General features: G+C 42.0%; 36 protein-coding genes. 19 read left to right on the plus strand and 17 right to left on the minus strand.

From position 1 onward, the window contains the following. Window positions 1-58: 58 nt before the first annotated feature. Both DH10bf12_RS05850 and DH10bf12_RS05855 read right to left on the minus strand, forming a co-directional pair. Window positions 59-1,282 carry a dicarboxylate/amino acid:cation symporter gene (locus tag DH10bf12_RS05850; protein WP_471737584.1) on the minus strand — a complete coding sequence of 408 codons (1,224 nt, stop codon included), beginning with the start codon at window positions 1,280-1,282 and terminating at the stop codon, window positions 59-61. A 118-nt stretch (window positions 1,283-1,400) separates the two neighbouring features. Beyond that, the gene (locus DH10bf12_RS05855; protein WP_471737585.1) at window positions 1,401-1,742 is read right to left on the minus strand and encodes an NIPSNAP family protein; all 342 of its coding nucleotides are present in this window, start codon (window positions 1,740-1,742) and stop codon (window positions 1,401-1,403) included. A 175-nt stretch (window positions 1,743-1,917) separates the two neighbouring features. On the opposite strand from DH10bf12_RS05855, the gene DH10bf12_RS05860 reads away from it, so the two are divergent. Together DH10bf12_RS05860 and DH10bf12_RS05865 are read left to right on the plus strand one after the other, a co-directional pair. After that, window positions 1,918-2,709, plus strand: coding sequence for a phosphotransferase (locus tag DH10bf12_RS05860; protein WP_471737586.1), 792 nt, complete (start codon window positions 1,918-1,920; stop codon window positions 2,707-2,709). Window positions 2,710-2,726: 17 nt separating this feature from the next. Continuing rightward, a complete protein-coding gene (locus tag DH10bf12_RS05865) occupies window positions 2,727-2,870 on the plus strand; it encodes a hypothetical protein (protein ID WP_471737587.1) in 144 nt (47 codons plus the stop codon). A gap of 66 nt (window positions 2,871-2,936) precedes the next feature. Here the strand turns inward: DH10bf12_RS05865 and DH10bf12_RS05870 are convergent, their stop codons facing one another. Then, window positions 2,937-3,182: a DUF3953 domain-containing protein gene (locus tag DH10bf12_RS05870; protein WP_471737588.1), complete on the minus strand. Its 246-nt coding sequence runs from the start codon at window positions 3,180-3,182 to the stop codon at window positions 2,937-2,939. 201 nt (window positions 3,183-3,383) lie between these two features. Between DH10bf12_RS05870 and DH10bf12_RS05875 the strand changes: the two genes are divergently transcribed. The 10 genes from DH10bf12_RS05875 (at window position 3,384) to DH10bf12_RS05920 (ending at window position 9,158) form a co-directional block, all read left to right on the plus strand. Then, on the plus strand, window positions 3,384-3,920 hold the full coding sequence (locus tag DH10bf12_RS05875; protein WP_471737589.1) for a GrpB family protein: 537 nt from the start codon (window positions 3,384-3,386) through the stop codon (window positions 3,918-3,920). 66 nt (window positions 3,921-3,986) lie between these two features. Then, window positions 3,987-4,334 (plus strand): hypothetical protein, encoded by a 348-nt coding sequence (locus tag DH10bf12_RS05880; protein ID WP_471737590.1) that lies wholly within the window; start codon window positions 3,987-3,989, stop codon window positions 4,332-4,334. Between the two features lie 4 nt (window positions 4,335-4,338). After that, a complete protein-coding gene (locus DH10bf12_RS05885) occupies window positions 4,339-4,737 on the plus strand; it encodes a hypothetical protein (RefSeq protein WP_471737591.1) in 399 nt (132 codons plus the stop codon). A gap of 139 nt (window positions 4,738-4,876) precedes the next feature. Next, on the plus strand, window positions 4,877-5,356 hold the full coding sequence (locus tag DH10bf12_RS05890; protein ID WP_471737592.1) for a DUF2975 domain-containing protein: 480 nt from the start codon (window positions 4,877-4,879) through the stop codon (window positions 5,354-5,356). Window positions 5,357-5,367: 11 nt separating this feature from the next. Further along, on the plus strand, window positions 5,368-5,595 hold the full coding sequence (locus DH10bf12_RS05895) for a helix-turn-helix domain-containing protein (protein ID WP_471737593.1): 228 nt from the start codon (window positions 5,368-5,370) through the stop codon (window positions 5,593-5,595). Window positions 5,596-5,750: 155 nt separating this feature from the next. After that, a complete protein-coding gene (locus tag DH10bf12_RS05900; protein ID WP_471738197.1) occupies window positions 5,751-5,867 on the plus strand; it encodes an RAxF-45 family protein in 117 nt (38 codons plus the stop codon). A gap of 233 nt (window positions 5,868-6,100) precedes the next feature. Further along, window positions 6,101-7,951, plus strand: a complete 1,851-nt coding sequence (abc-f, locus tag DH10bf12_RS05905) for a ribosomal protection-like ABC-F family protein (RefSeq protein ID WP_471737594.1) — start codon at window positions 6,101-6,103, stop codon at window positions 7,949-7,951. An 85-nt stretch (window positions 7,952-8,036) separates the two neighbouring features. Then, window positions 8,037-8,402, plus strand: a complete 366-nt coding sequence (locus DH10bf12_RS05910) for a nuclear transport factor 2 family protein (protein WP_471737595.1) — start codon at window positions 8,037-8,039, stop codon at window positions 8,400-8,402. Beyond that, complete coding sequence (locus DH10bf12_RS05915) at window positions 8,399-8,611, plus strand: hypothetical protein (protein ID WP_471737596.1); 213 nt, start codon at window positions 8,399-8,401, stop codon at window positions 8,609-8,611. Before DH10bf12_RS05910 ends, DH10bf12_RS05915 begins: the two co-directional genes overlap by 4 nt. Before the next feature lie 16 nt (window positions 8,612-8,627). Beyond that, window positions 8,628-9,158, plus strand: coding sequence for a nucleoside/nucleotide kinase family protein (locus DH10bf12_RS05920; protein WP_471737597.1), 531 nt, complete (start codon window positions 8,628-8,630; stop codon window positions 9,156-9,158). Window positions 9,159-9,369: 211 nt separating this feature from the next. On the opposite strand, the gene DH10bf12_RS05925 is transcribed toward DH10bf12_RS05920, so the two are convergent. The 5 genes from DH10bf12_RS05925 to DH10bf12_RS05945 all read right to left on the minus strand — a co-directional run bounded on the left by DH10bf12_RS05925 (window position 9,370) and on the right by DH10bf12_RS05945 (window position 13,244). Next, window positions 9,370-10,953 carry a glutathione ABC transporter substrate-binding protein gene (locus DH10bf12_RS05925; RefSeq protein ID WP_471737598.1) on the minus strand — a complete coding sequence of 528 codons (1,584 nt, stop codon included), beginning with the start codon at window positions 10,951-10,953 and terminating at the stop codon, window positions 9,370-9,372. Window positions 10,954-11,297: 344 nt separating this feature from the next. Continuing rightward, window positions 11,298-11,771, minus strand: a complete 474-nt coding sequence (locus tag DH10bf12_RS05930; protein WP_471737599.1) for a DUF4188 domain-containing protein — start codon at window positions 11,769-11,771, stop codon at window positions 11,298-11,300. Window positions 11,772-11,774: 3 nt separating this feature from the next. Beyond that, window positions 11,775-12,332 carry a PadR family transcriptional regulator gene (locus tag DH10bf12_RS05935; RefSeq protein ID WP_471737600.1) on the minus strand — a complete coding sequence of 186 codons (558 nt, stop codon included), beginning with the start codon at window positions 12,330-12,332 and terminating at the stop codon, window positions 11,775-11,777. A 262-nt stretch (window positions 12,333-12,594) separates the two neighbouring features. Further along, entirely contained in the window at window positions 12,595-12,864 is a 270-nt protein-coding gene (locus DH10bf12_RS05940) for a hypothetical protein (RefSeq protein ID WP_471737601.1), read from the minus strand. A gap of 11 nt (window positions 12,865-12,875) precedes the next feature. Beyond that, window positions 12,876-13,244: a DUF5412 domain-containing protein gene (locus tag DH10bf12_RS05945; protein ID WP_471737602.1), complete on the minus strand. Its 369-nt coding sequence runs from the start codon at window positions 13,242-13,244 to the stop codon at window positions 12,876-12,878. Between the two features lie 137 nt (window positions 13,245-13,381). On the opposite strand from DH10bf12_RS05945, the gene DH10bf12_RS05950 reads away from it, so the two are divergent. The 3 genes from DH10bf12_RS05950 (at window position 13,382) to DH10bf12_RS05960 (ending at window position 14,376) form a co-directional block, all read left to right on the plus strand. Next, a complete protein-coding gene (locus DH10bf12_RS05950; RefSeq protein WP_471737603.1) occupies window positions 13,382-13,585 on the plus strand; it encodes a hypothetical protein in 204 nt (67 codons plus the stop codon). Between the two features lie 57 nt (window positions 13,586-13,642). Next, window positions 13,643-14,047 (plus strand): hypothetical protein, encoded by a 405-nt coding sequence (locus DH10bf12_RS05955; RefSeq protein ID WP_471737604.1) that lies wholly within the window; start codon window positions 13,643-13,645, stop codon window positions 14,045-14,047. Between the two features lie 98 nt (window positions 14,048-14,145). Then, window positions 14,146-14,376 carry a hypothetical protein gene (locus tag DH10bf12_RS05960; RefSeq protein WP_471737605.1) on the plus strand — a complete coding sequence of 77 codons (231 nt, stop codon included), beginning with the start codon at window positions 14,146-14,148 and terminating at the stop codon, window positions 14,374-14,376. Window positions 14,377-14,408: 32 nt separating this feature from the next. Here the strand turns inward: DH10bf12_RS05960 and DH10bf12_RS05965 are convergent, their stop codons facing one another. From DH10bf12_RS05965 to DH10bf12_RS05975, 3 genes are all read right to left on the minus strand, one after another. After that, window positions 14,409-14,588, minus strand: coding sequence for a hypothetical protein (locus DH10bf12_RS05965; protein ID WP_471737606.1), 180 nt, complete (start codon window positions 14,586-14,588; stop codon window positions 14,409-14,411). Between the two features lie 5 nt (window positions 14,589-14,593). After that, entirely contained in the window at window positions 14,594-15,685 is a 1,092-nt protein-coding gene (locus tag DH10bf12_RS05970; protein WP_471737607.1) for an NAD(P)H-dependent flavin oxidoreductase, read from the minus strand. Between the two features lie 93 nt (window positions 15,686-15,778). Beyond that, window positions 15,779-16,219, minus strand: coding sequence for a hypothetical protein (locus tag DH10bf12_RS05975; RefSeq protein ID WP_471737608.1), 441 nt, complete (start codon window positions 16,217-16,219; stop codon window positions 15,779-15,781). 146 nt (window positions 16,220-16,365) lie between these two features. Between DH10bf12_RS05975 and DH10bf12_RS05980 the strand changes: the two genes are divergently transcribed. Continuing rightward, entirely contained in the window at window positions 16,366-17,019 is a 654-nt protein-coding gene (locus DH10bf12_RS05980; RefSeq protein WP_471737609.1) for a TVP38/TMEM64 family protein, read from the plus strand. Between the two features lie 80 nt (window positions 17,020-17,099). On the opposite strand, the gene DH10bf12_RS05985 is transcribed toward DH10bf12_RS05980, so the two are convergent. Beyond that, the gene (locus tag DH10bf12_RS05985) at window positions 17,100-17,390 is read right to left on the minus strand and encodes a glutaredoxin family protein (RefSeq protein WP_471738198.1); all 291 of its coding nucleotides are present in this window, start codon (window positions 17,388-17,390) and stop codon (window positions 17,100-17,102) included. Here DH10bf12_RS05985 and DH10bf12_RS05990 point away from each other — a divergent pair. Beyond that, window positions 17,389-18,072, plus strand: coding sequence for a Crp/Fnr family transcriptional regulator (locus DH10bf12_RS05990; protein ID WP_471737610.1), 684 nt, complete (start codon window positions 17,389-17,391; stop codon window positions 18,070-18,072). The two genes, DH10bf12_RS05985 and DH10bf12_RS05990, sit on opposite strands and share 2 nt — an antisense overlap. A gap of 62 nt (window positions 18,073-18,134) precedes the next feature. On the opposite strand, the gene DH10bf12_RS05995 is transcribed toward DH10bf12_RS05990, so the two are convergent. Further along, a complete protein-coding gene (locus DH10bf12_RS05995; protein ID WP_471737611.1) occupies window positions 18,135-18,575 on the minus strand; it encodes an OsmC family protein in 441 nt (146 codons plus the stop codon). Window positions 18,576-18,793: 218 nt separating this feature from the next. On the opposite strand from DH10bf12_RS05995, the gene DH10bf12_RS06000 reads away from it, so the two are divergent. Both DH10bf12_RS06000 and DH10bf12_RS06005 read left to right on the plus strand, forming a co-directional pair. Next, on the plus strand, window positions 18,794-19,048 hold the full coding sequence (locus DH10bf12_RS06000; RefSeq protein ID WP_471737612.1) for a hypothetical protein: 255 nt from the start codon (window positions 18,794-18,796) through the stop codon (window positions 19,046-19,048). A 112-nt stretch (window positions 19,049-19,160) separates the two neighbouring features. Further along, window positions 19,161-19,313 (plus strand): YpzG family protein, encoded by a 153-nt coding sequence (locus tag DH10bf12_RS06005; RefSeq protein ID WP_471737613.1) that lies wholly within the window; start codon window positions 19,161-19,163, stop codon window positions 19,311-19,313. Between the two features lie 100 nt (window positions 19,314-19,413). Here the strand turns inward: DH10bf12_RS06005 and DH10bf12_RS06010 are convergent, their stop codons facing one another. From DH10bf12_RS06010 to rluF, 4 genes are all read right to left on the minus strand, one after another. After that, a complete protein-coding gene (locus DH10bf12_RS06010) occupies window positions 19,414-20,103 on the minus strand; it encodes a phosphatase PAP2 family protein (protein WP_471737614.1) in 690 nt (229 codons plus the stop codon). 73 nt (window positions 20,104-20,176) lie between these two features. After that, entirely contained in the window at window positions 20,177-21,667 is a 1,491-nt protein-coding gene (locus DH10bf12_RS06015; protein ID WP_471737615.1) for a phytoene desaturase family protein, read from the minus strand. A 48-nt stretch (window positions 21,668-21,715) separates the two neighbouring features. Further along, on the minus strand, window positions 21,716-22,441 hold the full coding sequence (locus DH10bf12_RS06020; protein WP_471737616.1) for a YwaF family protein: 726 nt from the start codon (window positions 22,439-22,441) through the stop codon (window positions 21,716-21,718). Window positions 22,442-22,530: 89 nt separating this feature from the next. Continuing rightward, window positions 22,531-23,238, minus strand: a complete 708-nt coding sequence (gene rluF / locus DH10bf12_RS06025) for a 23S rRNA pseudouridine(2604) synthase RluF (protein ID WP_471737617.1) — start codon at window positions 23,236-23,238, stop codon at window positions 22,531-22,533. Window positions 23,239-23,501 lie beyond the last annotated feature (263 nt).

Below are 23,501 nucleotides of genomic sequence, written 5' to 3' on the forward strand. Positions count from 1 at the left end.
TTCTTTTTTACTGTCTACTTGACAGGGCGCAGTTCAATTTCCAGGCAGCTTTTCTCGATTAAGCAGCTTTCTTCTTTTCTTCAGTCTTGTTGATAACATTCGATCCAACCAGATCGCCTGTCACATTCAGCATTGTTGCGCCCATTCCGACAAGCACATCTATGGCTGCAAGCAGTGCGACAGCTTCCATTGGCAGATCAAGCTGTGCAAAGACAGTTGCGATCATGACAATACCAGCGCCTGGCACACCAGCTGTCCCGATTGAAGCAAGGGTTCCGACAAGTACGACCATGAGCATTTCAGTCAAGCTAAGCGGCTGACCTACGACATTGGCAGCAAAAACAGCTGATACAGCAATCCGGATCGCTGCACCATCCATATTAATCGTTGCACCAAGTGGCAGACTGAAGCCGTATAAGCTTTTTGATAGCCCAAGGTTCTTGGCTGCATTCAGTGTAAGTGGTAGTGTACCAGAGCTGCTTTGCGTAGCAAAAGCTGTCAGCATTGGTGTTCTGGCTTCTTTAAAGAAGGCAACAGGATTTATTTTAAATAAAACCATCACTAAAATGTAGAGTGAAATCTGTACGGCAATTCCTACATACAGCACCATCACAACATTCCAGAGCTCAAGCAGAATACCTGTACCCTGCGTTCCGACGGTATTTGCAACGATCGCAAATACACCGATCGGTACGTATTGAAGGACGCCTTTTACAATAAACATCGTCGCTTCATTCATTCCGTTTGCGACACTGTACACCTGTTCACCAAGTGCCTGCGTTTCTTCTTTTGAGCGAAGGTAAGAAATTGCAATCCCGAACACAATCGCTGTAAAAATAATACCCAGCAGGTTGAATTCAGAGAATGCCGCTACGATATTTGAAGGCACGATACTCAGTAGCACGCTCACAATGCCCGGGTTCTCCGGTGCTTCAAATGTCTCACTTGTATCAAGTGTCATACCTGTTCCCGGTGAAAACAGTGAAGCGACTGTCAGTCCGACCATAATCGCAAGTGCAGACGTCGCAGCATAGTATAGAAATACTTTTCCACCCATTCGACCGAGTGAATTCAGCTTAGTCTGATTCACACCAACAATCAGCGTGAATAAGATCAGCGGCAGAATTAAGAAATTCAGCAGATTCATCAGCAGGTCGCCAAGCGGAGTCAAAACAGACGCCTGCTCACCGAAAATAAAGCCGACTGCTGCACCAATCACAAGGGCAATCGTCACTTTCAGAATCAGCGAAGCGTCAAGATAGCCCTTCCAAATCTTTTTCAATTCAATCCCTCCTAAAATCGTTTGATCTATTACATATTTTAAAAGTCATATTAATCAGGTCGGGATTAAAGGTAATACAGATCGAAGGGTAAAGTCAAAGGAGTTGCTTACAAAAAATTTATTTGCTGACTGTGTCCTCAAGGGCTTCATTTTTTACCTCGAGTATATACTCACTCAGTACATGGTCTCTGCCGCCATGCAACTCATACCACTCTTTAATTCTTGCAACATGTTCACAATCATTCATAATGCGGGCCTCAATCGCAACATAATCCTCATAGCGATCATATTCCCAAATCGCAAATAATTCAGTTGTGCCATCCTTTTGATCGCGCATCCAGCGGCCGACCAGGCGCGTGCCGTGCTTCAGCTGATTTGGCAGATTTGTATTGTTGAAATGGTCGTTGAATGTTTCGGTGAAATTGCTTTTGATGATGTAATGCTTTCTTCTGTAGAACATTGTGTATCCCTCATTTCTAAAAATAGTACGCTCGTAGTTATTTCTGTTAAAAAAAGGAGATTCCTGCGTACATATAGAAATAAAGGTTTGGAGCAGGAGGGGATGCACTTTTATCAGTACTATAACTGACTTGTGATCAGAGAAGGAACACAAAAGCGAGAGAAGAGGGACACCGTTGACAAGGGGATTGAAGTTTAACATTAATAAAGAATTGCTGAGCAACATTGAAAAATCAACTGGCCGAATTCATCACATTGATCTGCTGGGTGATCAGGGATGGACGTCGACTGTACATAAAGTTTCATCAGAAAATGGTTTGTTTATTTTGAAAAGCTCGTCTACAGAAAAATACCGTGAATGGCTGAAGACGGAAGCTGAAGTATTAGAAAAACTTAAGGATCAGAAGGAGATTCCAGTACCCGGTTTTATCAATTACATAGAAGAAAAGGATCACAATCATCTTGTAATGACGTATGAAAAAGGCATTACGCTGACAAAAGCATTGAGAGATGCAGGGAGTCATGATGAAAAGAAGCAGCTGATGAAGAGTTTCGGAGGTCTGCTGAAGAGGCTTCATGAAACGAAGTCAACCTATTTTAATTGGAATGTGAATTGGATTGAAGGTGAATTACAAAGGGCAGAACGGTATCTTGAAACTGGGGAATGCGATGGAGACAGAGCATTGTTTGAAAAACTGAAGGCAAATCCGCTTACTGAAATCAGTGAGACGGTGATTCATGGAGACTGCACAACAGATAATGTGATGGTTGCAGAGGGGAAAGTCTCATTATTTATAGACATAGCTGGCATAACTGTTGGGGATCCGAGGTATGATGTGGCGCTTGCGGTTCGAAAAGTGATGGCTGACAGTGAGTTGACTGAGGCTTTTTACGAAGGGTATGGGAGATTTCGTTTGAGTTCTAAGGAATTTAATTACTTTGAGAATGGGTTGTATGAGTTTTTTTGATCGAAAGGGGTAAAGTAATGGGTATTTTTATTGTTGTCGTAGGGTTTGCAATCATGGTGTTAGGGTCGATTACACCGGTCAGTAATTATATCACGATCCCGTTATTTATCGTCGTATCAGGATTTGGGCTGTGGCTGACTTACTTTGAAAAGAAGAGGTAGTTTGCAGAAATGAAGGAAGAATTAAAAAAGCAGAACTCATGGCTGGCATAGCATGAGTTCTGCTTTTTATTGTTTATATAGGTGTATGAGCTGTTCAATTCCGGTACTACTAATCAGAACAAAAGCTCCTAAACTAACATAGCCAATTACCTTCTTATCTTTTTGAATTTCTTCAATTCCCATCACAAGCATCATTACACCAAGCGATAGCATCATCCAGCCTATAAAAGAATGGTTGCCTGTGATAGAGGCATGCAACGCCAAGGTAAATGTCACTGCAGCAGCAGTGATTCTGATCATCTTCAATATCATTGTTTCATCCCCGTTCAACCAACCTTTTCTGTACATCTATTATAGCACACAAAAAATTCCATTTTAAGCCCTGTATTTTCGTGAAATGCCTTCTATACTTGTAAAACAGGTAATTTCGCGAATTAATCATACTTCAACTAACGAAGCAAGTTTGTTTAATAGATATTAAGTACACTATCGTTTTTTTATGGAGGGATAATTTTGAAATTAGGATTAAAAAGAAATGAAGTAAGGTTAGTGGATTACACATCTGAATGGCACGATGAATTTATTAGAGTGAAAAAAGAAATAGTGGAATATACAAACCTTGATGAAAATCGCATCCAGCATATTGGTAGTACAGCTATTAAGGATATGTCAGCAAAACCAATCATAGATCTATTAGTTGGTGTTGAAGATTTGAGTATGATTGGCAAACCATTACTTCAAAAATTCAGCGAAATCGGTTTTCTGAGATTAAAAGTAGATAGACCAGGAGAAATTGTATTAGCAAAGTTTACTGATGATACATACGAAGAAAAGACTCATTTTATTCACATGGTTGAATATCAGAAGGAGCTATGGGGAAATCTAGTATTCTTTAGAGATTATCTGAATTCAAATGAAATTGCTAGAAATGAGTATTTAGAGCTAAAAATGGATTATCTAAAAAATTCATCAAAAGGAATAAATGAATACACGGATTTTAAGGAAGAGTTTGTTAAAAGTATTTTTGAAAAAAGAAAAAGCTGGAAGTAAACGAAACCTTTTTACTGTAATTTAGTCTAACTTTAAAAGATCACCTGAGATGAGGGGGATAAAAACATGTACTGGGAAACGATGCCTGGATGGTTTTGGGTTATTTATTATGGCTTTTTAGCAGTTACATTTTTGACAGCCGTTATCAGAATTACGCAAAAGAGAAAGTTTCTAATTGAGATACCTTTGTTGATTTTGGTGGTTACAATTCCTGTTGTTGGCCTGTTAAATAGTGCAGATTCTATCAGGTTGGTAGAACAGAATGAAGTTGGATTCTTTTTATCACAATTGAATCAGGGAGCTGCTTGGACGATTTTTTCAGTCGTGGGTTATTGTGTGATATTGGTGTGGTGGATTGGACTGTTTGTGGAAAAAAGAAAGGTGTCTGTGAAATTTACGGCATCAAAAAGGTGATCAATTGTTAAAAATAAAAGGGTTCGTTTTTATACTGTTTATTTTAACTGCAGTTGTTCTATCAGCATGCAATGAGAATAAAGATTATGAAATAGTGAAGTCTGAAACCAAAGTCACTGAATACGAAAATGAACTGCAATTAGAACTTGAGTATACAGTCGTTAATCATTCAGATGAAGACTACGCATTTACTTTTGTATTTCCTTCATACGTACAAGATGACCTGTTAACAGAAGTAGGAACTGTAGATTTACCTGCGAATGGCCGTGCCAAAGGACTTGCTGTCATTGCAATCAGTAAGGATGGAGGAGAAATGTCCGAGCAAACGATAGAAGCAATCCTTGATGGGGAAATTCCAATTACAGAAGAAATACTAATCGGTAAAAAAGTAAGCCTTAATTAGATGGATCTACTTTCTAAAAGCCATATGATTTATGGTTTTTTATATGTTAACAGTAAATATTTATTGTTATTCAATAAATTAGGTGTTAATATTTTCTTAATGAATGATGATCTAATGTACGAAGTGAGAGGTGTCTGATATGAGTAAAAGTTCAACAATGTTTTTGAAATTTGTGTTAGTAGTGCTTGCTTTGGCCGTTTTGGCACTGTGTATCTTTGCGCTGCCGGCTCTTTGGAGTGGTGTGGCAGACGATGAGGTGTTCGGTGGATGGGTACGTGGTATTATAATTGGGATGTATGTATCGGGTATTCCTTTTTATTATGCGTTGTATCAGTCATACAAACTGTTAAGCTTAATTGACAGGAATGATGCTTTTTCAGATCAGGCTGTAAAAGCTTTACGAATGATTAAGTTTTCTGCACTGGGAGTCAGCGTCATCTACACAGCAACAATGCCGTTCTTTTTCCTGATTGGAGAATATGACGATGCGCCAGGTGTGATCCTGATTGGAGCAGTAGTCATATTTGCATCCTTCGTGGTAGCTGTATTTGCATACGTTCTTCAAAAGTTATTAAGAAACGCAATCGATATTAAAATAGAAAATGATTTAACAGTCTGAGGTGAACATACATGGCAATTGTCATTCATATAGACGTCATGCTGGCGAAACGGAAAATGAGCGTAACAGAGCTGACTGAAAAAGTCGGGATCACAATGGCCAACCTGTCGATCCTGAAAAACGGGAAAGCGAAGGCAATCCGATTTTCAACGCTGGAAGCAATCTGCAAAGCGCTGGACTGTCAGCCAGGAGATATTATTGAATATGTGCCGGGTGAGGACACGGGGGCAAGAAGCTGAAACTGCGATTGTGGTTTCGGTTTTTTTATTTGGCGAATAAAGTGTAGTCGAGCAGTAAAATTATTTATACCTCTCTCCACTTTAAAAAAGAATTGTGCTACAATTACGACAACTAATCTGATCGGAGGTGAAAGGGAATGAATCAATCTGCTGGAATGGCATGTGAAAAGCGAATCAGTTGTCTGTATTTTTCACGTGCGCTAATTTTCGATTTCGCCAAATGCGGGAGAAGTCTGTCCATTTTTAGCAAAATACGAAAATACACCAGCTGATGAACCATTCTTTTTCGCTATGCGCGTAAAGACTGTCTGTTGATCAGGCAGTCTTTTTTGTCTAGCTTCAGGCGCCAGCTCCTCGGGTCATAAGCCACGGATCGGCAAACGGGAAACTGCACCCATTTTCCAATCCGCGTCTTATGCCTGTCGGAGCTGAACGAGCGCCTTCCGCTTTTCTGCTATGCGTTCAAAAAGACGTATCCTCAGCTGACAATCTGGAGGAACGGAACATGTTATTAAAAGCCGAAAGTATCGCCAAAATGATGGGCGGTAATATGATATTTGAAAATATGACGATTGAAGTGAAAGATTCAGAAGTACTTGGACTTGTCGGACCGAACGGGTGCGGGAAGACGACATTGCTCAAGCTGTTGACGGAAAAGGAACCGGTGGACTCAGGCAGGATCATTAAAAAGAAGGGTCTGACACTTGGCTATCTTCATCAGATTCCATCTTATCCGGAAAGCTGGACTGGAAGTGATGTCCTGCTGACTGCTTTTGAAAAGGTGACAGCGGTTGAAAAACAGATGAAGGTTCTGGAGCAGGAGATGACAGAGGCTTCACCGGAGGAACTGGAGCGCCTGCTGAGTCAGTATGGTGATCTGCAGGAGCAGTTCACACTTCTTGAAGGTTATGAGCGAGATGCGAAGATCCAGGCTGTGATCAATGGGCTTCAGCTCAACAAACTTGTGGAAATGCCTTTTACCCATTTAAGCGGTGGTGAGCAGACAAAGGTCATGCTTGGCACGATTCTTCTGACAAACCCTGACTTACTGGTACTGGATGAACCGACAAACCACCTTGATATGGATGCAATTGAATGGCTTGAAGGATTTATTAAATCACATAAAGGGGCCGTCCTGATGGTGTCTCATGACCGTCATTTTCTCAATCAGACAGCGACCCGGATTGTGGAAATTGAAGACGGGGAGCCTTACAACTATAAAGGGAACTATGATGCGTATGTCAAAGCGAAAGAAGAGCGGATCATGCAGGAGTTTCATCATTACGAGGAGCAGCAGAAAAAGATAAAAAAGATGAAAGAGGCAATCCGCAGGCTGAGGCAGTGGGCAAATGAAGCGAATCCGCCTAATGAAAAGTTATTTAAAAAGGCAAAAAGTATGGAGAAGGCGCTTGAGCGGATGGAGCGGGTGAAAAAGCCTGTCACTGTTAAGAAAATGTCGCTCACGCTTGATGCAGCTGACCGGAGCGGGAAGGATGCCATTACCTTTGAGACGGTTGGGAAGCGATATGATCACTGGCTATTCAGAGATGTAAACCTATCTGTTAAATGGCAGGATCACATTGGCATAGTTGGTGGCAATGGTACTGGGAAATCAACATTGATTAAAATGATTACGGGTGATGTCCAGCCTGACGAAGGCCTGTGCCGCATCGGCAGTAATGTGAAAGTCGGGTATTTGTCTCAGCTCTTTTCATACCGCGATCCTTCCATGCGTGTCATTGATGTATTCAGGGAGCATATCTCCATGACAGAAGGAGACGCACGCCACGTGCTTGCGCGGTTTTTATTCTACGGTTATGACGTCTTTAAAAAGGTGGAGAATCTGAGTGGAGGAGAGCGCATGCGTTTAAGGCTGGCGCAGCTTATGCATGATGAGATTAATTTACTTGTGCTGGATGAACCGACAAACCATCTGGATATTGAATCACGGGAAGTGCTTGAAGAAACGCTTCAGCAGTTTGCAGGGACGATTATTGCCGTTTCCCATGACCGATACTTCCTGAATGCGATTTTTGACAGGACAGCATGGATTGAAAACGGAGAACTGACAGTTTATGAAGGGTCTTATGACTGGGCGAGAGAGAAGCGGCCGCTGCCTGTGCAGGAAGAGAAAAAAGAAAAAACGATTGCTGCTGCGAAACCTGTTACTCAGCGGGAGAAACCCGACACAGAAGAGCAGATTGCAGAACTTGAAAAACAAATTGAGAGGATAGAGCTCGAAATTGAGTCAGTCGGGGATGACTGGGAAGCTTATGAACAATTTGCGAATGAAAGGCTGAAGCTTCAGGATGAACTCGAGCAGCTGTATGAGGAATGGATGATGCAGCAGTCATAATATAATATAGCATCTGAACGCACTGTCATTTACAATTAATAGAAATGACAGTGCATTTTTCATTTCTTTAAAAGGGGGAAATCAGATGGACCATTCAAGAGATATGATTCTATTTCACGAAAAAGAGCTGCTGGATAACGCAAAGCGATTGTCGTTTGACGACCTGGACCGTCTGATTCATGAAGAGTTCCTTGAGTTTGGGAAATCAGGTGGCACGTTTAGAAAGGCTGATCTGATGACAGAAGGTGGAGCAGGCACGATTGAGGTGGAGGTGCTTGGATTCGATGTCCGGCCGCTATCAGAAGATACTGTTCAGGCGATCTATCAGTCGCGTAATCAAGTGACTGGCGAGGTGGCTAACCGGTGCTCGATCTGGAAGAAAGAAAAGGCAGGATGGCAAATGATCTTTCATCAGGGGACGAAAGCGATCGTTATGGAGGCTGAAGAATGAATGGATGGGTAGATAAGGGGTTTCTATTGCTTCAGTTTTTGGCAATCTTTATGCTTTACTATTTAATTTTTCAATACATAGTAAATCGTTTTCTGCCTTTTGGGGGAATAGCTGGTTTAGGGCTCGCTATAATCGTGATTATTTTAATTCTACTCCTTACACAGCTGACCACAGCAAAAATAAAAGACATCAACCGCTCAACCACATAAGGAGGCTCATCTGCATATGACTAAAGTGATTTCAATTGCAGCCGTATCAGGCGGAGGAAAGACGACACTCACGAAACAGCTGCTGCAGGCTCTGCCAGATGCAGTTGCATTATACTTTGACGAGATAGAATTCCAAAAAGCGCCTGAAGATTTAACAAAGTTGGTGGATGATGGAGGCGATCTGAGAGAATGGGGAATGGAGCCGCTGCTCAACGAAATTGAAAAGATCATCAATCAGGCAGATGCGCCATCTTATTTAATTCTTGATTATCCTTTCAGTTATTTGCAAAGCGATGTCGCAGCGTATATTCATCATTCTGTTTATCTTGATACCCCGCTTGATATTGCAATGGCGAGAAGGGTGTTAAGGGATCAGAACACCCGTGATATGTTGAGTATCATGAATGAGCTGAAACTTTATCTGACTGACAGCCGCCGTGCATATTTACATATGAAGAGCACCATAAAGCCCGATGCTGACCTAATATTAGATGGGACGAGAGATCCTGGTATGCTTGTTACTAATGTTCTTAGTCACGTAAAATAAAACCTGCCTTCCTTTAAACTGGTCTATGTAAATAGGGAATGCTTTCAGTGTGAGCAATACGCAGGAGATTATACATATCTATTATGTTCTTACTCATTCTTCCGCCGTCATTCAACCATAGAAAAATCCTTCCATATATAGTTGCATGGAAGGATAGCAGATTGATGAGAACATACCAGTAATTTTAATTTGATAAATATGGTCCATATTTTTAATCTGTTAATGTCGCATTGTGAAAGAGAATAACGCCTGTTGGCAATGCTTCGATATTTTTAAGATTTTGATTAATGCCAAGTAAGTTAGTTTGGTAGTACAGAAAATCGAAAGGAGCTTCGTCAACGATGAGTTCTTGTGCTGTTTTGTAGATAGCTGCTCTGTCTTCGTCGTTTTGTTCTTCGATTGCTGCATCTAACAATTGGTCTAGTTCGGGATTCGCGTATGAATACCTTAGTTGATTATTTTCTGGTTTATTTGAATGCAGGATTGTAAAAAATCCATTATGGGCATCGCCAGTCGCATTGGATCTGCCGAGCAAAAAGAGTTCATGTGATCCAGCACCTGTATAATCAACAAATGATCCAAATTCCATGACTTCGATTGAAACGGATATGCCTATTTCTTCTAATTCAGCTTGAATGTATGTCGCTATATCAATCCGTGTTCGGTCATCATTCACAGAAAGTTCCACATCAAAACCATCACCATATCCAGCCTCTTCCAACAATTCTTTTGCTTCCTGTGGATCATAGGATAGATCTTCTACGTCAGCATAGCCAAAATCAGATGGTGCGAGTGGACTGACAGCTGGTGTTCCATATCCATCTAAAAGAAAATCTACAATTTCATGTTTGTCGATTGCTTTTACGATGGCTTGTCGGACTTTGACGTTATTAAACGGTTCTTTGTTATGGTTGAACCCAAGGAAGTTTGTGTACACACTATCTGTTTCAATCACATCAGTTCCTTCAGCTTGAGACACACGATTTACATCATTGGGACTAAGCGGATCAATGACATGAACTCCACCAGTTTCCAGTTCAGCAATACGCGTTGCATCCTCAGGAATCACTCTGAATGTTAAAGACTCAATCTCAGGTGCTCCTGACCAGTGATCCTCGAAACGCGCTAGTGTAGTTTCTTCGCCCGGGATGGATTCCACGAGTGAAAATGGTCCAGTACCATAGGGTTTCTGTTGAATAACAGCACCTAAAGCCTCTCCATTTTCTACAGCTTCCTGATCCTCCGCAATGACTGCCGGACTAATGATGGAACCGCCGAAATGAGCTAAATGTGAAGGCAGTGAAGCAAATGGATAATCAAGATGAAAACGTACTGTGTGATCTGATACAACTTCAATCTCATTGACCATTTCGTATAAATAACTTGTAGGAGAACCAGTTTCAGGATCTAAATTCCGGTCAAAATTAATCTTCACAGCCTCCGCGTTAAAAGGAGTTCCATCATGAAAAACTACATCTTCTTCTAACTGAAATTCCCACGTCACATCATCGATCAGTGTCCACTCTTTTGCTAAACTCGGAATAATCTCCAACTCAGCATTTTGCGCAACCAGACGGTCATAAACATTAAATCCAACCTTCCAAGTCGGCACATCATTTGACGCATGTGGATCAAGCGTCGAAATATCACTCCCTGTAGCAACAATAATATCACCAGCGGGCAAATAATCCCCGGCCTCCTGAGGAGTATTTTCTGAGGAAGTTTCCTCATTACCCGAAGCACAAGCAGCAAGCAAAACTGAAGTAAAAAAAATAGCCATAAATGCTTTCTTCATTTTCTGATCCTCCCTAACCAATTACTTCTATCAATTAAAACAATCTAATTCCGACTAGTCAAGTATGTTTTAGTGGTGTGACGTAATAAAATATTTAATCAGAAGAGAATGTTCCCGGTATTTTGACTTAGTGTTTGAGCAGGAGATACTTTCGGATTCGCCTGACATGCTCTCACCGACAGCCGCCATGCATATGTACAATATAAAAAGCACCTTAAAGCCTGAAATGCTTATTGATAACGTTTTGAAACATATAAAAAAAGCCGGCTTCAATTGAATTGAAACCAGCTTAATAAATAGGGGATATGATTAGTTTGTCCACAAATTAGATTTCTATACATCACTCACTGAGCTTTTAATCGATCTCCAGCAGTATCCATTTTCTTTCCGACAGGCTGTACACCAATCGCTTTAGATAGCCCAAAAGCCGGCATCTTGTTATAAACTGTTTCATAGGTCCCAGGTGCAATCGTATAGGTCTCGTGAAAGATTCCAACAGCCTCCGACTTAGCTGCCTTCTGGTAAAAGTCTTTCCAGGCCTTCATATGCTGCTGGCCTTTTGCATACGCGTAGAGCTGATCCTTAGAGTCCCAATATTGAACCAGTGTGACCATTCTCCAGCCAAAGAATGTTTCAGTGGATAAAAAGCCGAGCTCTTTATGCATATAAAGTTCCCGGAGCATCGGTCCCATTGCCATGAATACTGGAAACCACTTATGAATTGCCCAAAGCTTATTGATTCTCATGCCAATGATAAAAACCGTTTTTTCCTGACCATGTGTCGCCATAAACCTTCCTTGCTCAAGCTTTTTACCCATCTATTATTCCTCCCCGTTCTGAAGTTCTGCCGTGACTTCGCGGCACCATTCGATTGCGGCAGTCGTCGTTTTAAAACCGTGGCGGAGTGTGAATAACCAGAACCTTTCATCCTCTGAACGAATCTCAGCGTTTTGGATATTCTGTTCAATTTGTCTGTAGACTGCGAGTTTCTCTTCTAGTTGTCTTTCGTACTGTCTAATTTTTTCAATAGCAGAAGATGCCGGTTCATGCCTGCTGAAAAATAACTTGAGCAACCATTCATTTTTTTGAACAGGCAGGCCACTTTCAATCGGAGAGGTCAGCCAGTTCTCAAGCGCTTCTTTCCCGGCAGACGTCATCTCATACGTGATTTTATCCGGCTTATCTTTTTGAGGTTCCTTCTTAGCAACCGCAAGCCCTTCATCCGTCAGCTTTTTCAAGGAAGGGTAGATTTGTCCGTAACTAATTTTCCAAAAGTGGCTCAGACTGTTGTCGATCATCTGTTTCATCGAATAACCCGTATTGCATCCGGTTGTCATCATGCCGAGTAATACATAGGGCGTATCGTTTTCCTTTGGCACGAACTCACCACCTATATCTTTTAGTTATATATCTTAATGATATAATAATCTGATTTGTTGGAAAAGTAAAGATTTTATTGTGAAATGAAACTTAGATGGTCTGGACTTTGTCCAACTATTTAGAAAGGAGGCGCTGACTTGAAAAGTGATCGCTTTAAGTGTTTCTGATGGAGCAAACGATACAGTCATGTTATAACAATTGGATCTTTCTTCATCAACACGTAAGTGCAAGGGCGCTTTTACATGAAATGTATCCGATATTTCATGAATCATCATTCAAAACTTCTAAATCAACGATCTTCCCGTCTGCATCTGTCCACACTCGATATGTAATCATATCCTGTTCAACAACAAGCACATATTCCTGAAACCACTCACCCCAGCCACCAATCTGGTGAATGGATTTTATCTGTATCTCTTCATACTGTAGCGATACAGCCGTTTTGATATCGTAGTATTTGATCTGAACTGTCATAAAGATCCCGGCTGCAATGACTATGCCGATCATGATTAACGCTTTAATTTGTTTCACGATGATCCACCTCAATCCTTCCGATAATCATAACGCTCACCTGGAACATCCAGCTCAACACCATTAATCACTACCGTATCCTCATCCAGCCACTCAATTTCAGCTTCTTCTTCACGATACTGCCAATAAATATTTTTAGCCTTTCCACTGTCATTGGTCACAAGCTCACCCCTCACTGCATATGCAACGGTGGCACCGCCATTGGCGAGATAGGCTTTTAGTGTATAAGTTCCACCTGGAGACGTTTCTTCAGTCATGAATTGGCCTTCAGGCAGTCTGTCCATATTGTTAAAGAAGCAATATATAACCAGCGCAATAACCCCGACCATGAAAATAAATCCTGCCAATACACCTATAAGTACTTTTTTGAAAACAGTCATATAAATTTAAGTGCACCTCTGCTTATCAATCAATTTTATTTATAATTCAATAATAATTTATTGATAATCAATAAACAATTGGTTATAATGAATTTATTGGAAATATTAATTATTTCTATATGAGGGGAGGTGAGGTTGTGGGGTTTTATTATTTCATTATTTTTTTCATCGGTATTTTCTGTATTTTTCGTGCGATGTACCTGGGCTATAGAGAAAAATCTTTACTACAGAGAAAAGTAATTATTACTGGTATGACAGGTGTTCTTCTTGTGGGGTTGGCAATGTATTTGTTTACGCCAGGCAGCTCAGAAATGATCGCTGAATTGTTGAATCTCAACTAAGGTGAAAGGTTCTCGTCTATTTTAAGATTCTATTCTTATTCAAAAATGAGGTGCAGGATGAAAAAGATGATGCTGACTTTATTTGCTGTGCTGTTGATCACAGGCTGCGAATGCACTGACGGGGTGGCAGAAGGTAACAACATCACGATTCACATCAAAAATAGCTCCGACTTAACATTCTATGGGATGGAAATCAGTATGCCGAATTCTTCACACACAGTATTGAATGCAAACGGTACAGAGATTAAAAAGGGTGAAGATATGGTCATGCAGATTTTAAGGGATGATCTGATGAAAGCTGAAAACAAAGCCTTTGAAGTTTTTGCACTCACTGATAAAAGTGGTCGAAATCGAAATGTTGTTGAAAATCCTTACCAAATAGATTTCAGATCAGCACAAAGCTGGTATTTTGAATTGAACGGTGAAGGGGCAAAGTCATTAGCGCTGAAGAAAGTAAAATGAATGATGCGTCTGAATGCTATCTTCAAACATATACTTAAATTGGGAATACATCTTTGTTTATGGTAAAATAATGGAAATGTAAAGTTGGGGTGAACGAAGTGGAAAAACTGGTAACCGGTTTGATCATCGGCATCATTGTTTCGATTATCGTGATCGACCACAAAGGCATTGCTTATCAGTTCGCCGGAATAGGGGAAACAAAGCCGACAAGTCTTGCTCAGTTGGATGTTACTTATGCGCTCAGCGCCATTATCATCACAGCTGTTTGCACGGTTGTTGTGTATTTTTTCAGTCATTACATAACGAGAAAAAGAATCGAAGCAAAATAAAAAGACGCGCTGTTGGCGTCTTTTTGTGCTTTCTACCACTCGTCTTCACGTCTTTTATCCGTTTTCTTTTTTGCCACGTAAAAAGCCAGGGCAACAAGCGGAATAAAAATGAAAATCGGAATTTGGATATGGCTCTGCGTAATGAAAGCAAGCCCCAATAGTACCGCTGCACCAATGATCAGATACAGACATCCTCTGCCAAACGTCTCCACAATCCTCAGCTCCTTTCTTGTGAAGGAGAATTTCCTAATAGTATATCGGCTTCTTTACTGATCCGTTCCACCAGTTCCTCAACTGATTCATTTCTGGCAAGCCTCGGACTCTGACCGGACCATAATGACAGGAACTCACTGTTGTTTTGTTGCCCGGCAGCCTGCCGCATCGGTTTTGTCAGGCTGTTTGTAATAGGGAAATCAGGCATCAGGTATTGCTCCTGCTGCATGGCCAGTGTATATGTGTTCTGCAGTCCGCGTGCCCATTTGCCTGAGAAGGCGCGTGTGAGGATTACTTCATCTTCAACACTCGAGAGAATTTTTTCTTTATGTAACAAATTTGCACCACTTTCTGTCGTTGTAAGAAATGCCGTTCCCATCTGCACGGCCTGCGCGCCAAGCATGAGAGAGGCAGCTATTCCACGGCCATCCATAATACCGCCTGCAGCAATCACAGGGATCTTTACCGCATCAACTGCCTGTGGAATGAGTGACATCAGTCCAATCATGCTCTCCTCCTGATGTTGAAGAAAATTCCCCCGGTGACCACCGGCTTCGCTTCCCTGAACAGTCACCAGATCCATGCCGGCTTTTTCACAGGCAATCGCTTCACTCACAGTTGTTGCCGTTCCGATTAACATTGTGCCATTTTCTTTAAGCCGCCTCACAATATCGTCAGAGGGTAGTCCAAATGTAAAAGAACAGACTGGCACATGTGTTGAAATGATCACTTCAATCTGCTGATCAAACGTTTGTTTAAACGTATCATATGTTTTGATAGAAGGTTCCGATTGCCTGATATGAAGTATTTCAGTGAAAGGGTACAGCCGTTCGCTTGCTTCATTAACTTCAGTCTGATTGATCGCAAAAGGCTGCGGTACAAAAAGGTTCACACCAAATTGTTGTGTTTCTTTTTGAATGTCGATGATTTGATTATGGAGCTGCTCTGCTGATAGATACCCTGCTCCGATCATACCAAGGCATCCGGCTTTTGATGCTTCGGTCACGAGAGATGTTGTGGTTACACCACCGGCCATCGGTGCCTGTACAATCGGATGCCGGATCCCAAGAAGCTTTGTACACTCATTTTGAATCATGTCATCACCTCTGCCATTTTAATTCCAGTATACAGGTAAAGGGAGAGAATGAAAAAAGCCATTCTCTTTTAATGAGAAAATGGCTTTGAGAACTTATGCTGGTGTTCTTTTTGTTAGTACGATGAATAAGGCCGCTGTAATGAGTGAAAAACCAAGATGCGTCACAAGGTTCATCAGCTGAGCACCTGTGAAGATTTCACCTAACATTGTACCCATTCCCATCATCAGAGGCATCACAATGATTGGGCCGATCAGCCAGATCAGCACGCCGTGAGCAACGCCGAGTAATAAATAACGGTTTGAAAAGCGGGTCATCAATCCATAACCTAAACCGAATATCCAGCTGATCATCATATGCATAATCCAGCCGACTGCAAGACTTTCAGAGCCTGCCAACGAAGCGATCATTGCCATCATGCCCATCATCTGCATAAAGAGTCCGAATGCAATTCCTGCGACTGTACTTGATATTAGAGACGCTGTAACAGTTCTCGACACTGGAAATGTGACGGGGGGACGTTTTGCCGTTACCATAAAGCTATCACTCCTTTTTATTTGAGTTTAATCAGATGCCAGCATTAAAAAAGTAAGATAACTAACAATTCTGAAAATTATTTTGTGAGGTAGTTAACAGCTTTATTTTTAAATGATCATTAGAGTATATAAAAGAGGTGAATTGCATGAAAAAATGGGGCGGATGGATTTTGATTGCGGCAATTGTCGCAGGACTTATTATATTGAATCAGACGGTGCTCGATCTATCTCCTGAACGGATCCGTAACTGGATATTATCAGTTGGTGTACTTGCGCCAATTTTGTATGTCATTCTTTATACGTTCAGACCCTTCATTTTGTTCCCGGCATCAGTTTTATCACTGGCCGGAGGATTAGCGTTTGGGCCATTATACGGCACACTGCTGACAATGACAGGTGCGACAGCAGGAGCCATTCTCGCTTTTATGTTTGCTAAGAAACCAGGCGCAAAGAGAGTTGAAGAGAAGCTCGGTCAAAGAGGCGAAAAGCTGCAGCATCAGCTCGAACACAATGGTTTCTTGATCGTATTGTTACTAAGGCTAGTTCCGATATTTAACTTTGATCTGATCAGCTATGCTGCGGGTGCATCCAAGGTGCGATTATTACCTTTCGCAGTTGCCACACTGATCGGGATTGCACCGGGGACTTTTGCATATACGTTTCTCGGATTCAGTACCGGGTCAGACAGCGCAGAGACCATTATCATCGCTGTCACGATTTTCGCTGTCATTTTTATTATCCCGTTACTTTTCAGAAAAAAGATCAAGTCTTATTTACAGGGCAGAGCGCAGGAGAATTAAGCAGAAAAATTCAGGCTGTCGGGAGGAGAATATCCTTTTGACAGCCTGAATTTTATGACTCATATTAAAGTAAATGAGATTCATGTTAAGTGGATAAACCCACCCGCGCTTTTTTGTTCAGAAAAAGAATGTAATAGGCGGATCAGTTCATTCCCTGAGTAAAACTCATCTTGATAAAACAGGATGGGGAATCCATCTTTTCGGACTTCATAAGGAATTGTCAGTGCTTTTTGACGGTTTTCAAACACCTGAATAGTTGAAAAGGGTATACCGTGATCATGCAATAAGCTGATCGCTTTTTGACAGTCGGAACAGCCGGGTATCGTAAATAATTGTGTATGTGAATCATAAAAGAAAGAGGGGAATCTCATGGACAAACTGACGCTCCTTTCCCATATTAACCTTTTTGATGAATTACCAATGGATGAATTAAAGAAAATTGATCAAAGCAGTACGATGACCCCTGTTAAAAAAGGTACGCAGCTTTTAATACCGGGACAATCACTCGATATCCTTTTTATATTGAAAAAAGGGCAGGTCAGGCTGTACCGGATGACGCCAAATGGAAAGCAATTCACGACCGATATATTGTTGGATGGCAATGTCTTTGGTGAAACAGATTCTTTTACATTAACTGACCAGGACACATATGCAGAAGCGATGACTGATTCATATATTTGTACGATGAATAAAGAGAAGTTTGAACAGTTTATCCGCTCATCACCGGATGTCTCGCTGAAGCTGATTCAAATTCTCTCTAATCGTCTAAAAGAAACATATGATCTCAGTGAAAAAATTGCCTTGGCAGATATCCGCTTCCGCACGTTGTTTTTGCTGCTCAAAATGAGTGAGAAGAGTGGAAAGCGGGAAAAAGACTGGCAGTCCATTCAGATGAAACTGACCCATGAAGATGTTGCTACGATGGTAGGTTCATCAAGAGAATCCATTTCACTTCTCATGAGCCGTCTTAAAAAAGAAGGTCTCGTTAAAAAAACGCTTCGCGGGTATGCGATTAAAGCGGATGAAATTAAGCAGTTGATTGAAAAGGGTTAAATAGCAGAAATGCCGGAAAGTCACTTCAGGATAGAAGTGATCTTCCGACACATTCATCAGGCTTATGCTTTAACCCACTCAGCTTCAATTGGAATGCCAGCTGCCTCAAAAGTAGTGTATACAGGGCATCTTGCATCCGTTTTTTCTTTCAGTTCATCAATGCGCTCCTGTGATTCATCTGTATGCACAGTTGCACGAACCTTAACCAGTTCAAAATAAGGTTTTACTTCAGGGTCACCCATTAAGCCGCGGGGATCAAGTTCAGCTTCTACATTAAACTCGATTTTATCGAGAGAAAATTCCATTTCTTTTGCCACCATATTGGCAATGACGTTTTCACAGCCAGCCAGAGATGCAAGCAGGTTCGTCAATGGATCCGAACCCTCGTCCTGCCCACCCATGTTTGGCGGCTCATCAATAATCATCAGGTGCTGACCACTTGTCAGCTCTGTCTTCATATTTTCAGTTGATCCTTTTACTTCAAATGACATTTTATTCGCCATACATAACAGCTCCTTTTCTTTGGTACATCTCTATTCTCTCAGGGTATTAAAGTTTAAAAAGTTAGCTGGCTAACAATGAACAGGCTATTATTTACTATGTAGTCTCAGTGTGAGTCAATTCGTGTTATAAGATGAAGGTTTTGTGATATAAGAGAAGGGGTGAAGAAACATCTAAACGAAGTGAAAGTATGTATACAAAATTCAATCAGGGAGTCGTTATGAAGAAAATTTTAATCATTTTAAGTGTAGCAGCTGTTGTTGTCATCGGAGGAGTTGTGACGTATAACATTATGACGGAGGAACCTGATCCACAGGTCATTCTGGATCATACTGATAACACGTATGTGTTGCCGGAATGCTTTGAACAGGATGAACCGTCGAACTATATCGAGCAGTCAACGATGAAGCGGGCAACGGAGTTAAATTATCAGCCCGGCGGTTCCTGTACAGAAGCTGCAGTGGCAGGAGAATAATCCTGAAAATTACCACAATCATACACTCATAACATCAGTCATTTTACAAAAGCTAACATCAATATTCCTTATGGGATATGATGCTTAAATCTTTCCAAAGAGGTGGTAAGCAATGAGTTATAAAGATCGATTGGATCAGCATTCTCAGCTTTTTCACCACAACTGGACAAGGCCAAAGCGGACACATTCTCAGGTAAATGGTCAGACTGAAATGTCTCAGAGTACGTACATTCTTAAAAGGGATGTAAAAGCTCGGCAATCGTGATGATGTTTCAGACTGACTAAAAAAGAAGGCTCATTTTTGAGCCTTCTTTGCCTATCAGAATGAATTCAGTAGATGAAAGTGACAATCTTTTTAGTTAAAATCATAATTCTTTTTTCTTCTTCAAGCCGGATCGCCATAGTGTAATCTCCAAAATGGCAATACAAGTCACAAGCCACGTCAGCCCCAGTGATAATCCCCCAATTACATCTGTGAAATAATGAACACCAAGCGGAAGACGACTAAAGGCAATCAGCAGGATCAGAATGCCGAGTGCAATATTAATGATCCATTTCCCCATCTTATTCAAGCGGCTTCTGATGATCAGATAAATGATAAAGCCATAAAATACGATGGGTCCGGTAGAGTGACCGCTTGGAAAGCTGTATCCGGTCCCGTCATATTGCTCAATCAGATTGGGACGATCTCTTCCAAACGCAGCTTTAAGCCCTGTGATCAGGATTGAAATACCACCCATTGCAATCACAAAATAAATAATTCTCCACTTTTTGCGATTATAAAAATAAGCGAGAACGGCAATCATCAGGATGGAACCGGTTGTCAGTGCCCAGACGGACCCGAGCTCGGTAATATAAGCGAAAAAGGTGGTGACACCAGGGGTTGCAATGCTGTCTGCGAATTCAGCAGCCTGCTGGTCAATCGCAAATTTTTCATTTTCAAGTACATCCTCACCCAGCTCTGTGAAAATATAAAATCCTGCGCCAATGATGACCAGTGCAGTTACGATTAATATGTAAGTCCTCGCAGGGATTGCTTTGAGGGTTTCGAGCATACTGCTACACGTCCTTTAGGTTTTACCCTATGCATTCCCGAGTTTCTATGTGAAGAAACTTACAAGGGCGTATTTACTGAATTAATTTACGCCCTGTAATCGAATGAAAGCAATGATAGCCGCTCACTGATACGCCAATCGTGCCACCGCCCGGGAATACTGAATCCCCGCACAGCCAGAAGTTCTTGAGGGAGGTACGGTGCGACAGGCTAAGGAACAGAGAGTGCGTTCTTGTCTGCGCAAAACCGCCCACAACGCCTCCCGGACGATGCGGATAACGCTCCCAGGCTTTCGGAGCACCTGGATAGACGTCCACAATCGCATCATCAATTGAGGGGTAGTAATAACGGATGGTCTGCAGCATCTTTTCAGTAAAAAGTGTTTTATTCAAATCATACTGTGACTTCGCTTTCCAGCTCGTAAGATTTATATGCGTGCTGACTGTGAGCGTCCGGAAGCCAGCGGGTGCACGCTTGCGATCACTTTGATCCGACACTGAAAGAAATAGATGGTTGCCTTCATCATGACTTTTCCCCTCAGGACTCATCAGCTGCTGGAATAATGGGAAATCCTCTGGCAGATGGGTCTCATCAAGCGAAATATAAAGCGTCATCGTTCCCCACGTATCCTGTTTTGAACGCTTTTTTAATCCGGGTGAAAGCTGGTTGTATAAATCCGGGTTCATGATGTTTGGCAGCGCCTGAATCGGAGCGTTGCAAATCACGTGATCAGCAGTTCTGATGTTACCGCGATGATCCACGACTTCATAACGGTCTCTCACCTTTCTGACCTCAGTCACGCGTCTGCCCAGAATTGTTTTTGCTCCGTTACGTTTTGCGGCATCGGCAAGATCATAAGCGAACTGATACAGGCCGCCCTGCACATAATAAGCCCCCTCATGATAAATATCGAGCGCCAGCACGCCCATCAGCATCGCGCAGTCTTTAGTCGTTGTCTGCATGCTGTCGATCAGCTGACCGTCGAGAAAATGGATGAAGTCTTTGCATTCAAGAAGCCTATGTTTTTTTAGCAGGGACTGAACCGTTTTGAAAAAATCCGGTGTCAGCGTCACATGCGTCGGCTTCAGAGAGGTCAATAATTCAAGCGCTTCTCTACCTGTTTTGATCGGCAAAATCGGAAGTTTTTTCATTAACAAACGGATCTTAGCGGCTTTCTGATACACTTCCTTATAAAAAGCGGCAATTTCATTTGCGTAAGAAGGAAAGACCTCCTGCATCGCCATCACGTGCTTTTGACGGTCAGCATAAAAAGTCAGCGTGCGCTTACCACGCTTAACCTTCATCACATCTTCAAGCCTGAAGGCATCAGCTTTAATACCAAGATGACGGAAGACCCTGTCATGAATACCACCCTTTTCAAGCCCCATCCCAAGCGTGGCACCGGATGCATACAAAAACTTATGGCGCTGAAATTTGCCTGCACAGCCGCCCCATTCCCTTGATGCCTCTAAAATTGTGACGCTTTTACCAGCCTGAGCGAGCAGGGCACCGGCAGTCAATCCGCCGATTCCGCCCCCGATAACAATGATTTCTTCACGTGCCATTTCGTCCAACTCCTTTAATTAAAAGCTTAATAACTGAAGAAGAGGGGTTCAATTTTGAATACGCTCAGATGCTTTGGGATGAACCATTTTGTTGCCAAGCCACCAGGTAATGATGAAAACAATCAGTGCAGTGATTTCAAGCCCAACGATATAAAGTACGCCATCTCCGAAAATAGATAATGCCGTATCAGATGCAGGTGGTCCATTTAAAAAGAAATAGTTGCCACCGGTCATTGTGTTCGCTCCCCAGATTCCAAGCGCGCATATGTTGAGCAGCGCAAGCGCATAGAGGATTGAGATCTTCGGAAGTGTGTAATGGTCACGCCTCAGCAGGAAAATTGCTGACAGCGGGATTGCCATGTGCTGGATGAAAAACTTCCAGTAAAAATAGTGCGGAAATGCATACGCCAGATCCGGTGTTAAAAGAGCGAAAATAGGCGGGAAGATGGCGATATAAAAATAGAAATAAAAGATTGGTTTGTTTGGTTTAAATAATAGGAATAGGCCAAAAAAAGTGCTGAATGAACAGAGCTGGAGCGGCAGGTAATTTGCTGACTTCCAGATGCCGACTGACAATGCCCAGATCTGATAGCTGAGTTCAGAAATGACGAATATGCCTGCAAAGAGGAGTGTCCACCGGGAAGTGTGTTTGATAAAATCCTGCCTGAGAAACAGCCTCAATCCTGCGATTGTGATCAGAATGAAGAGGGCGAGCATGATGATGTGTTCGGTTGAAAAGAGTATGAATCGTTCCTGGACTTCACCTGAAAACATGTGTTCACCTCAATAGAAATTTATATGTCTATGATAAATGAATACCCGGACCGCTTTCTGATCTAACATCAAAGCGGTCCGGGTATGAGTCACCATTCTTTTGGTTCGTAATCCAATTCTTTAAATAGCTGCGTACGTTCTTTTTTCGTCAGGTCGCGCCACTGACCAACAGGCATATTGTTCAGTTGAATATTCATGATGCGTGTACGCTGCAGGCGATACACTTCATAGCCGAGTACTTCACACATGCGGCGGATCTGGCGGTTCATCCCCTGCGTTAATGTGATCTGGAAATCGAACTTGGATAGTTCCACGACTTTGGCAGGCTTTGTTTTTGTGCCAAGAATTTTAACGCCTTCAGACATCTGCTTAATGAAATCAGGCGTAATTGGTTTATCAACTGAGACGATATATTCTTTTTCGTGTTCATTCTCAGGACGGAGAATCTCATTGATAATGTCTCCATCATTTGTCAGTAGAATCAGTCCTTCAGATTCTTTGTCAAGACGACCGACATGCGAAATGCGGAGTGGATGATTCACAAGATCAATGATATTTCCTTTCACGCCTTTTTCGGATGTACATGTAATGCCGACTGGCTTGTTCAGTGCGATATATACGTTGTTTTTTGCAAGACGGATGGTTTGTCCATTGACAAGGACCTCATCACCAGGCTCGATCTGCATACCGACTTTCGCTTTTTTGCCGTTCACCTTTACTTTGCCTTCTTCGATCAGGCGGTCAGCACCGCGGCGTGAGGCTTTGCCGGAGTCACTGATAAATTTATTTAAACGCATAATGTCACTTCCTATATAAGATTCGTTTATTTAGTATAACAGGTTTGGGGTAGGGGGAGGAAGGGTGGCGGTTTGTGTATGGAGTGAGCGGGTTCGACGTTCGTGGTGTGATGTTCGGCGGGAAATCATGTGTGTTCGACGGGAAATATTCCAGGTTCGCGTTTTAATTGTGAGTGTTCGACGCTAAACCCATCATCTTCAACGCTTCGGGTATATTTACCCAATATACAACCAAACAAAAAAACCGGAAAGCGCACAATGCG

Source organism: Jeotgalibacillus sp. 10bf12 (assembly GCF_055597105.1).

What these genes read in the sequence shown, in the direction of transcription:
- rluF (WP_471737617.1), bottom strand. Translation starts at nt 23,238, where the DNA reads ATGCGTTTAAATAAATTTATCAGTGACTCCGGCAAAGCCTCACGCCGC.
- DH10bf12_RS05970 (WP_471737607.1), bottom strand. Translation starts at nt 15,685, where the DNA reads ATGATTCAAAATGAGTGTACAAAGCTTCTTGGGATCCGGCATCCGATT.
- abc-f (WP_471737594.1), top strand. Translation starts at nt 6,101, where the DNA reads ATGTTATTAAAAGCCGAAAGTATCGCCAAAATGATGGGCGGTAATATG.
- DH10bf12_RS06010 (WP_471737614.1), bottom strand. Translation starts at nt 20,103, where the DNA reads ATGCTCGAAACCCTCAAAGCAATCCCTGCGAGGACTTACATATTAATC.
- DH10bf12_RS05870 (WP_471737588.1), bottom strand. Translation starts at nt 3,182, where the DNA reads ATGATATTGAAGATGATCAGAATCACTGCTGCTGCAGTGACATTTACC.
- DH10bf12_RS05910 (WP_471737595.1), top strand. Translation starts at nt 8,037, where the DNA reads ATGGACCATTCAAGAGATATGATTCTATTTCACGAAAAAGAGCTGCTG.
- DH10bf12_RS05930 (WP_471737599.1), bottom strand. Translation starts at nt 11,771, where the DNA reads ATGGGTAAAAAGCTTGAGCAAGGAAGGTTTATGGCGACACATGGTCAG.
- DH10bf12_RS05890 (WP_471737592.1), top strand. Translation starts at nt 4,877, where the DNA reads ATGAGTAAAAGTTCAACAATGTTTTTGAAATTTGTGTTAGTAGTGCTT.
- DH10bf12_RS06000 (WP_471737612.1), top strand. Translation starts at nt 18,794, where the DNA reads ATGAAGAAAATTTTAATCATTTTAAGTGTAGCAGCTGTTGTTGTCATC.
- DH10bf12_RS05990 (WP_471737610.1), top strand. Translation starts at nt 17,389, where the DNA reads ATGGACAAACTGACGCTCCTTTCCCATATTAACCTTTTTGATGAATTA.
- DH10bf12_RS05925 (WP_471737598.1), bottom strand. Translation starts at nt 10,953, where the DNA reads ATGAAGAAAGCATTTATGGCTATTTTTTTTACTTCAGTTTTGCTTGCT.
- DH10bf12_RS05955 (WP_471737604.1), top strand. Translation starts at nt 13,643, where the DNA reads ATGAAAAAGATGATGCTGACTTTATTTGCTGTGCTGTTGATCACAGGC.
- DH10bf12_RS05985 (WP_471738198.1), bottom strand. Translation starts at nt 17,390, where the DNA reads ATGAGATTCCCCTCTTTCTTTTATGATTCACATACACAATTATTTACG.
- DH10bf12_RS05915 (WP_471737596.1), top strand. Translation starts at nt 8,399, where the DNA reads ATGAATGGATGGGTAGATAAGGGGTTTCTATTGCTTCAGTTTTTGGCA.
- DH10bf12_RS05995 (WP_471737611.1), bottom strand. Translation starts at nt 18,575, where the DNA reads ATGGCGAATAAAATGTCATTTGAAGTAAAAGGATCAACTGAAAATATG.
- DH10bf12_RS05920 (WP_471737597.1), top strand. Translation starts at nt 8,628, where the DNA reads ATGACTAAAGTGATTTCAATTGCAGCCGTATCAGGCGGAGGAAAGACG.
- DH10bf12_RS05865 (WP_471737587.1), top strand. Translation starts at nt 2,727, where the DNA reads ATGGGTATTTTTATTGTTGTCGTAGGGTTTGCAATCATGGTGTTAGGG.
- DH10bf12_RS06020 (WP_471737616.1), bottom strand. Translation starts at nt 22,441, where the DNA reads ATGTTTTCAGGTGAAGTCCAGGAACGATTCATACTCTTTTCAACCGAA.
- DH10bf12_RS05900 (WP_471738197.1), top strand. Translation starts at nt 5,751, where the DNA reads ATGGCATGTGAAAAGCGAATCAGTTGTCTGTATTTTTCACGTGCGCTA.
- DH10bf12_RS05945 (WP_471737602.1), bottom strand. Translation starts at nt 13,244, where the DNA reads ATGACTGTTTTCAAAAAAGTACTTATAGGTGTATTGGCAGGATTTATT.
- DH10bf12_RS06015 (WP_471737615.1), bottom strand. Translation starts at nt 21,667, where the DNA reads ATGGCACGTGAAGAAATCATTGTTATCGGGGGCGGAATCGGCGGATTG.
- DH10bf12_RS06005 (WP_471737613.1), top strand. Translation starts at nt 19,161, where the DNA reads ATGAGTTATAAAGATCGATTGGATCAGCATTCTCAGCTTTTTCACCAC.
- DH10bf12_RS05880 (WP_471737590.1), top strand. Translation starts at nt 3,987, where the DNA reads ATGTACTGGGAAACGATGCCTGGATGGTTTTGGGTTATTTATTATGGC.
- DH10bf12_RS05975 (WP_471737608.1), bottom strand. Translation starts at nt 16,219, where the DNA reads ATGGTAACGGCAAAACGTCCCCCCGTCACATTTCCAGTGTCGAGAACT.
- DH10bf12_RS05855 (WP_471737585.1), bottom strand. Translation starts at nt 1,742, where the DNA reads ATGTTCTACAGAAGAAAGCATTACATCATCAAAAGCAATTTCACCGAA.
- DH10bf12_RS05895 (WP_471737593.1), top strand. Translation starts at nt 5,368, where the DNA reads ATGGCAATTGTCATTCATATAGACGTCATGCTGGCGAAACGGAAAATG.
- DH10bf12_RS05980 (WP_471737609.1), top strand. Translation starts at nt 16,366, where the DNA reads ATGAAAAAATGGGGCGGATGGATTTTGATTGCGGCAATTGTCGCAGGA.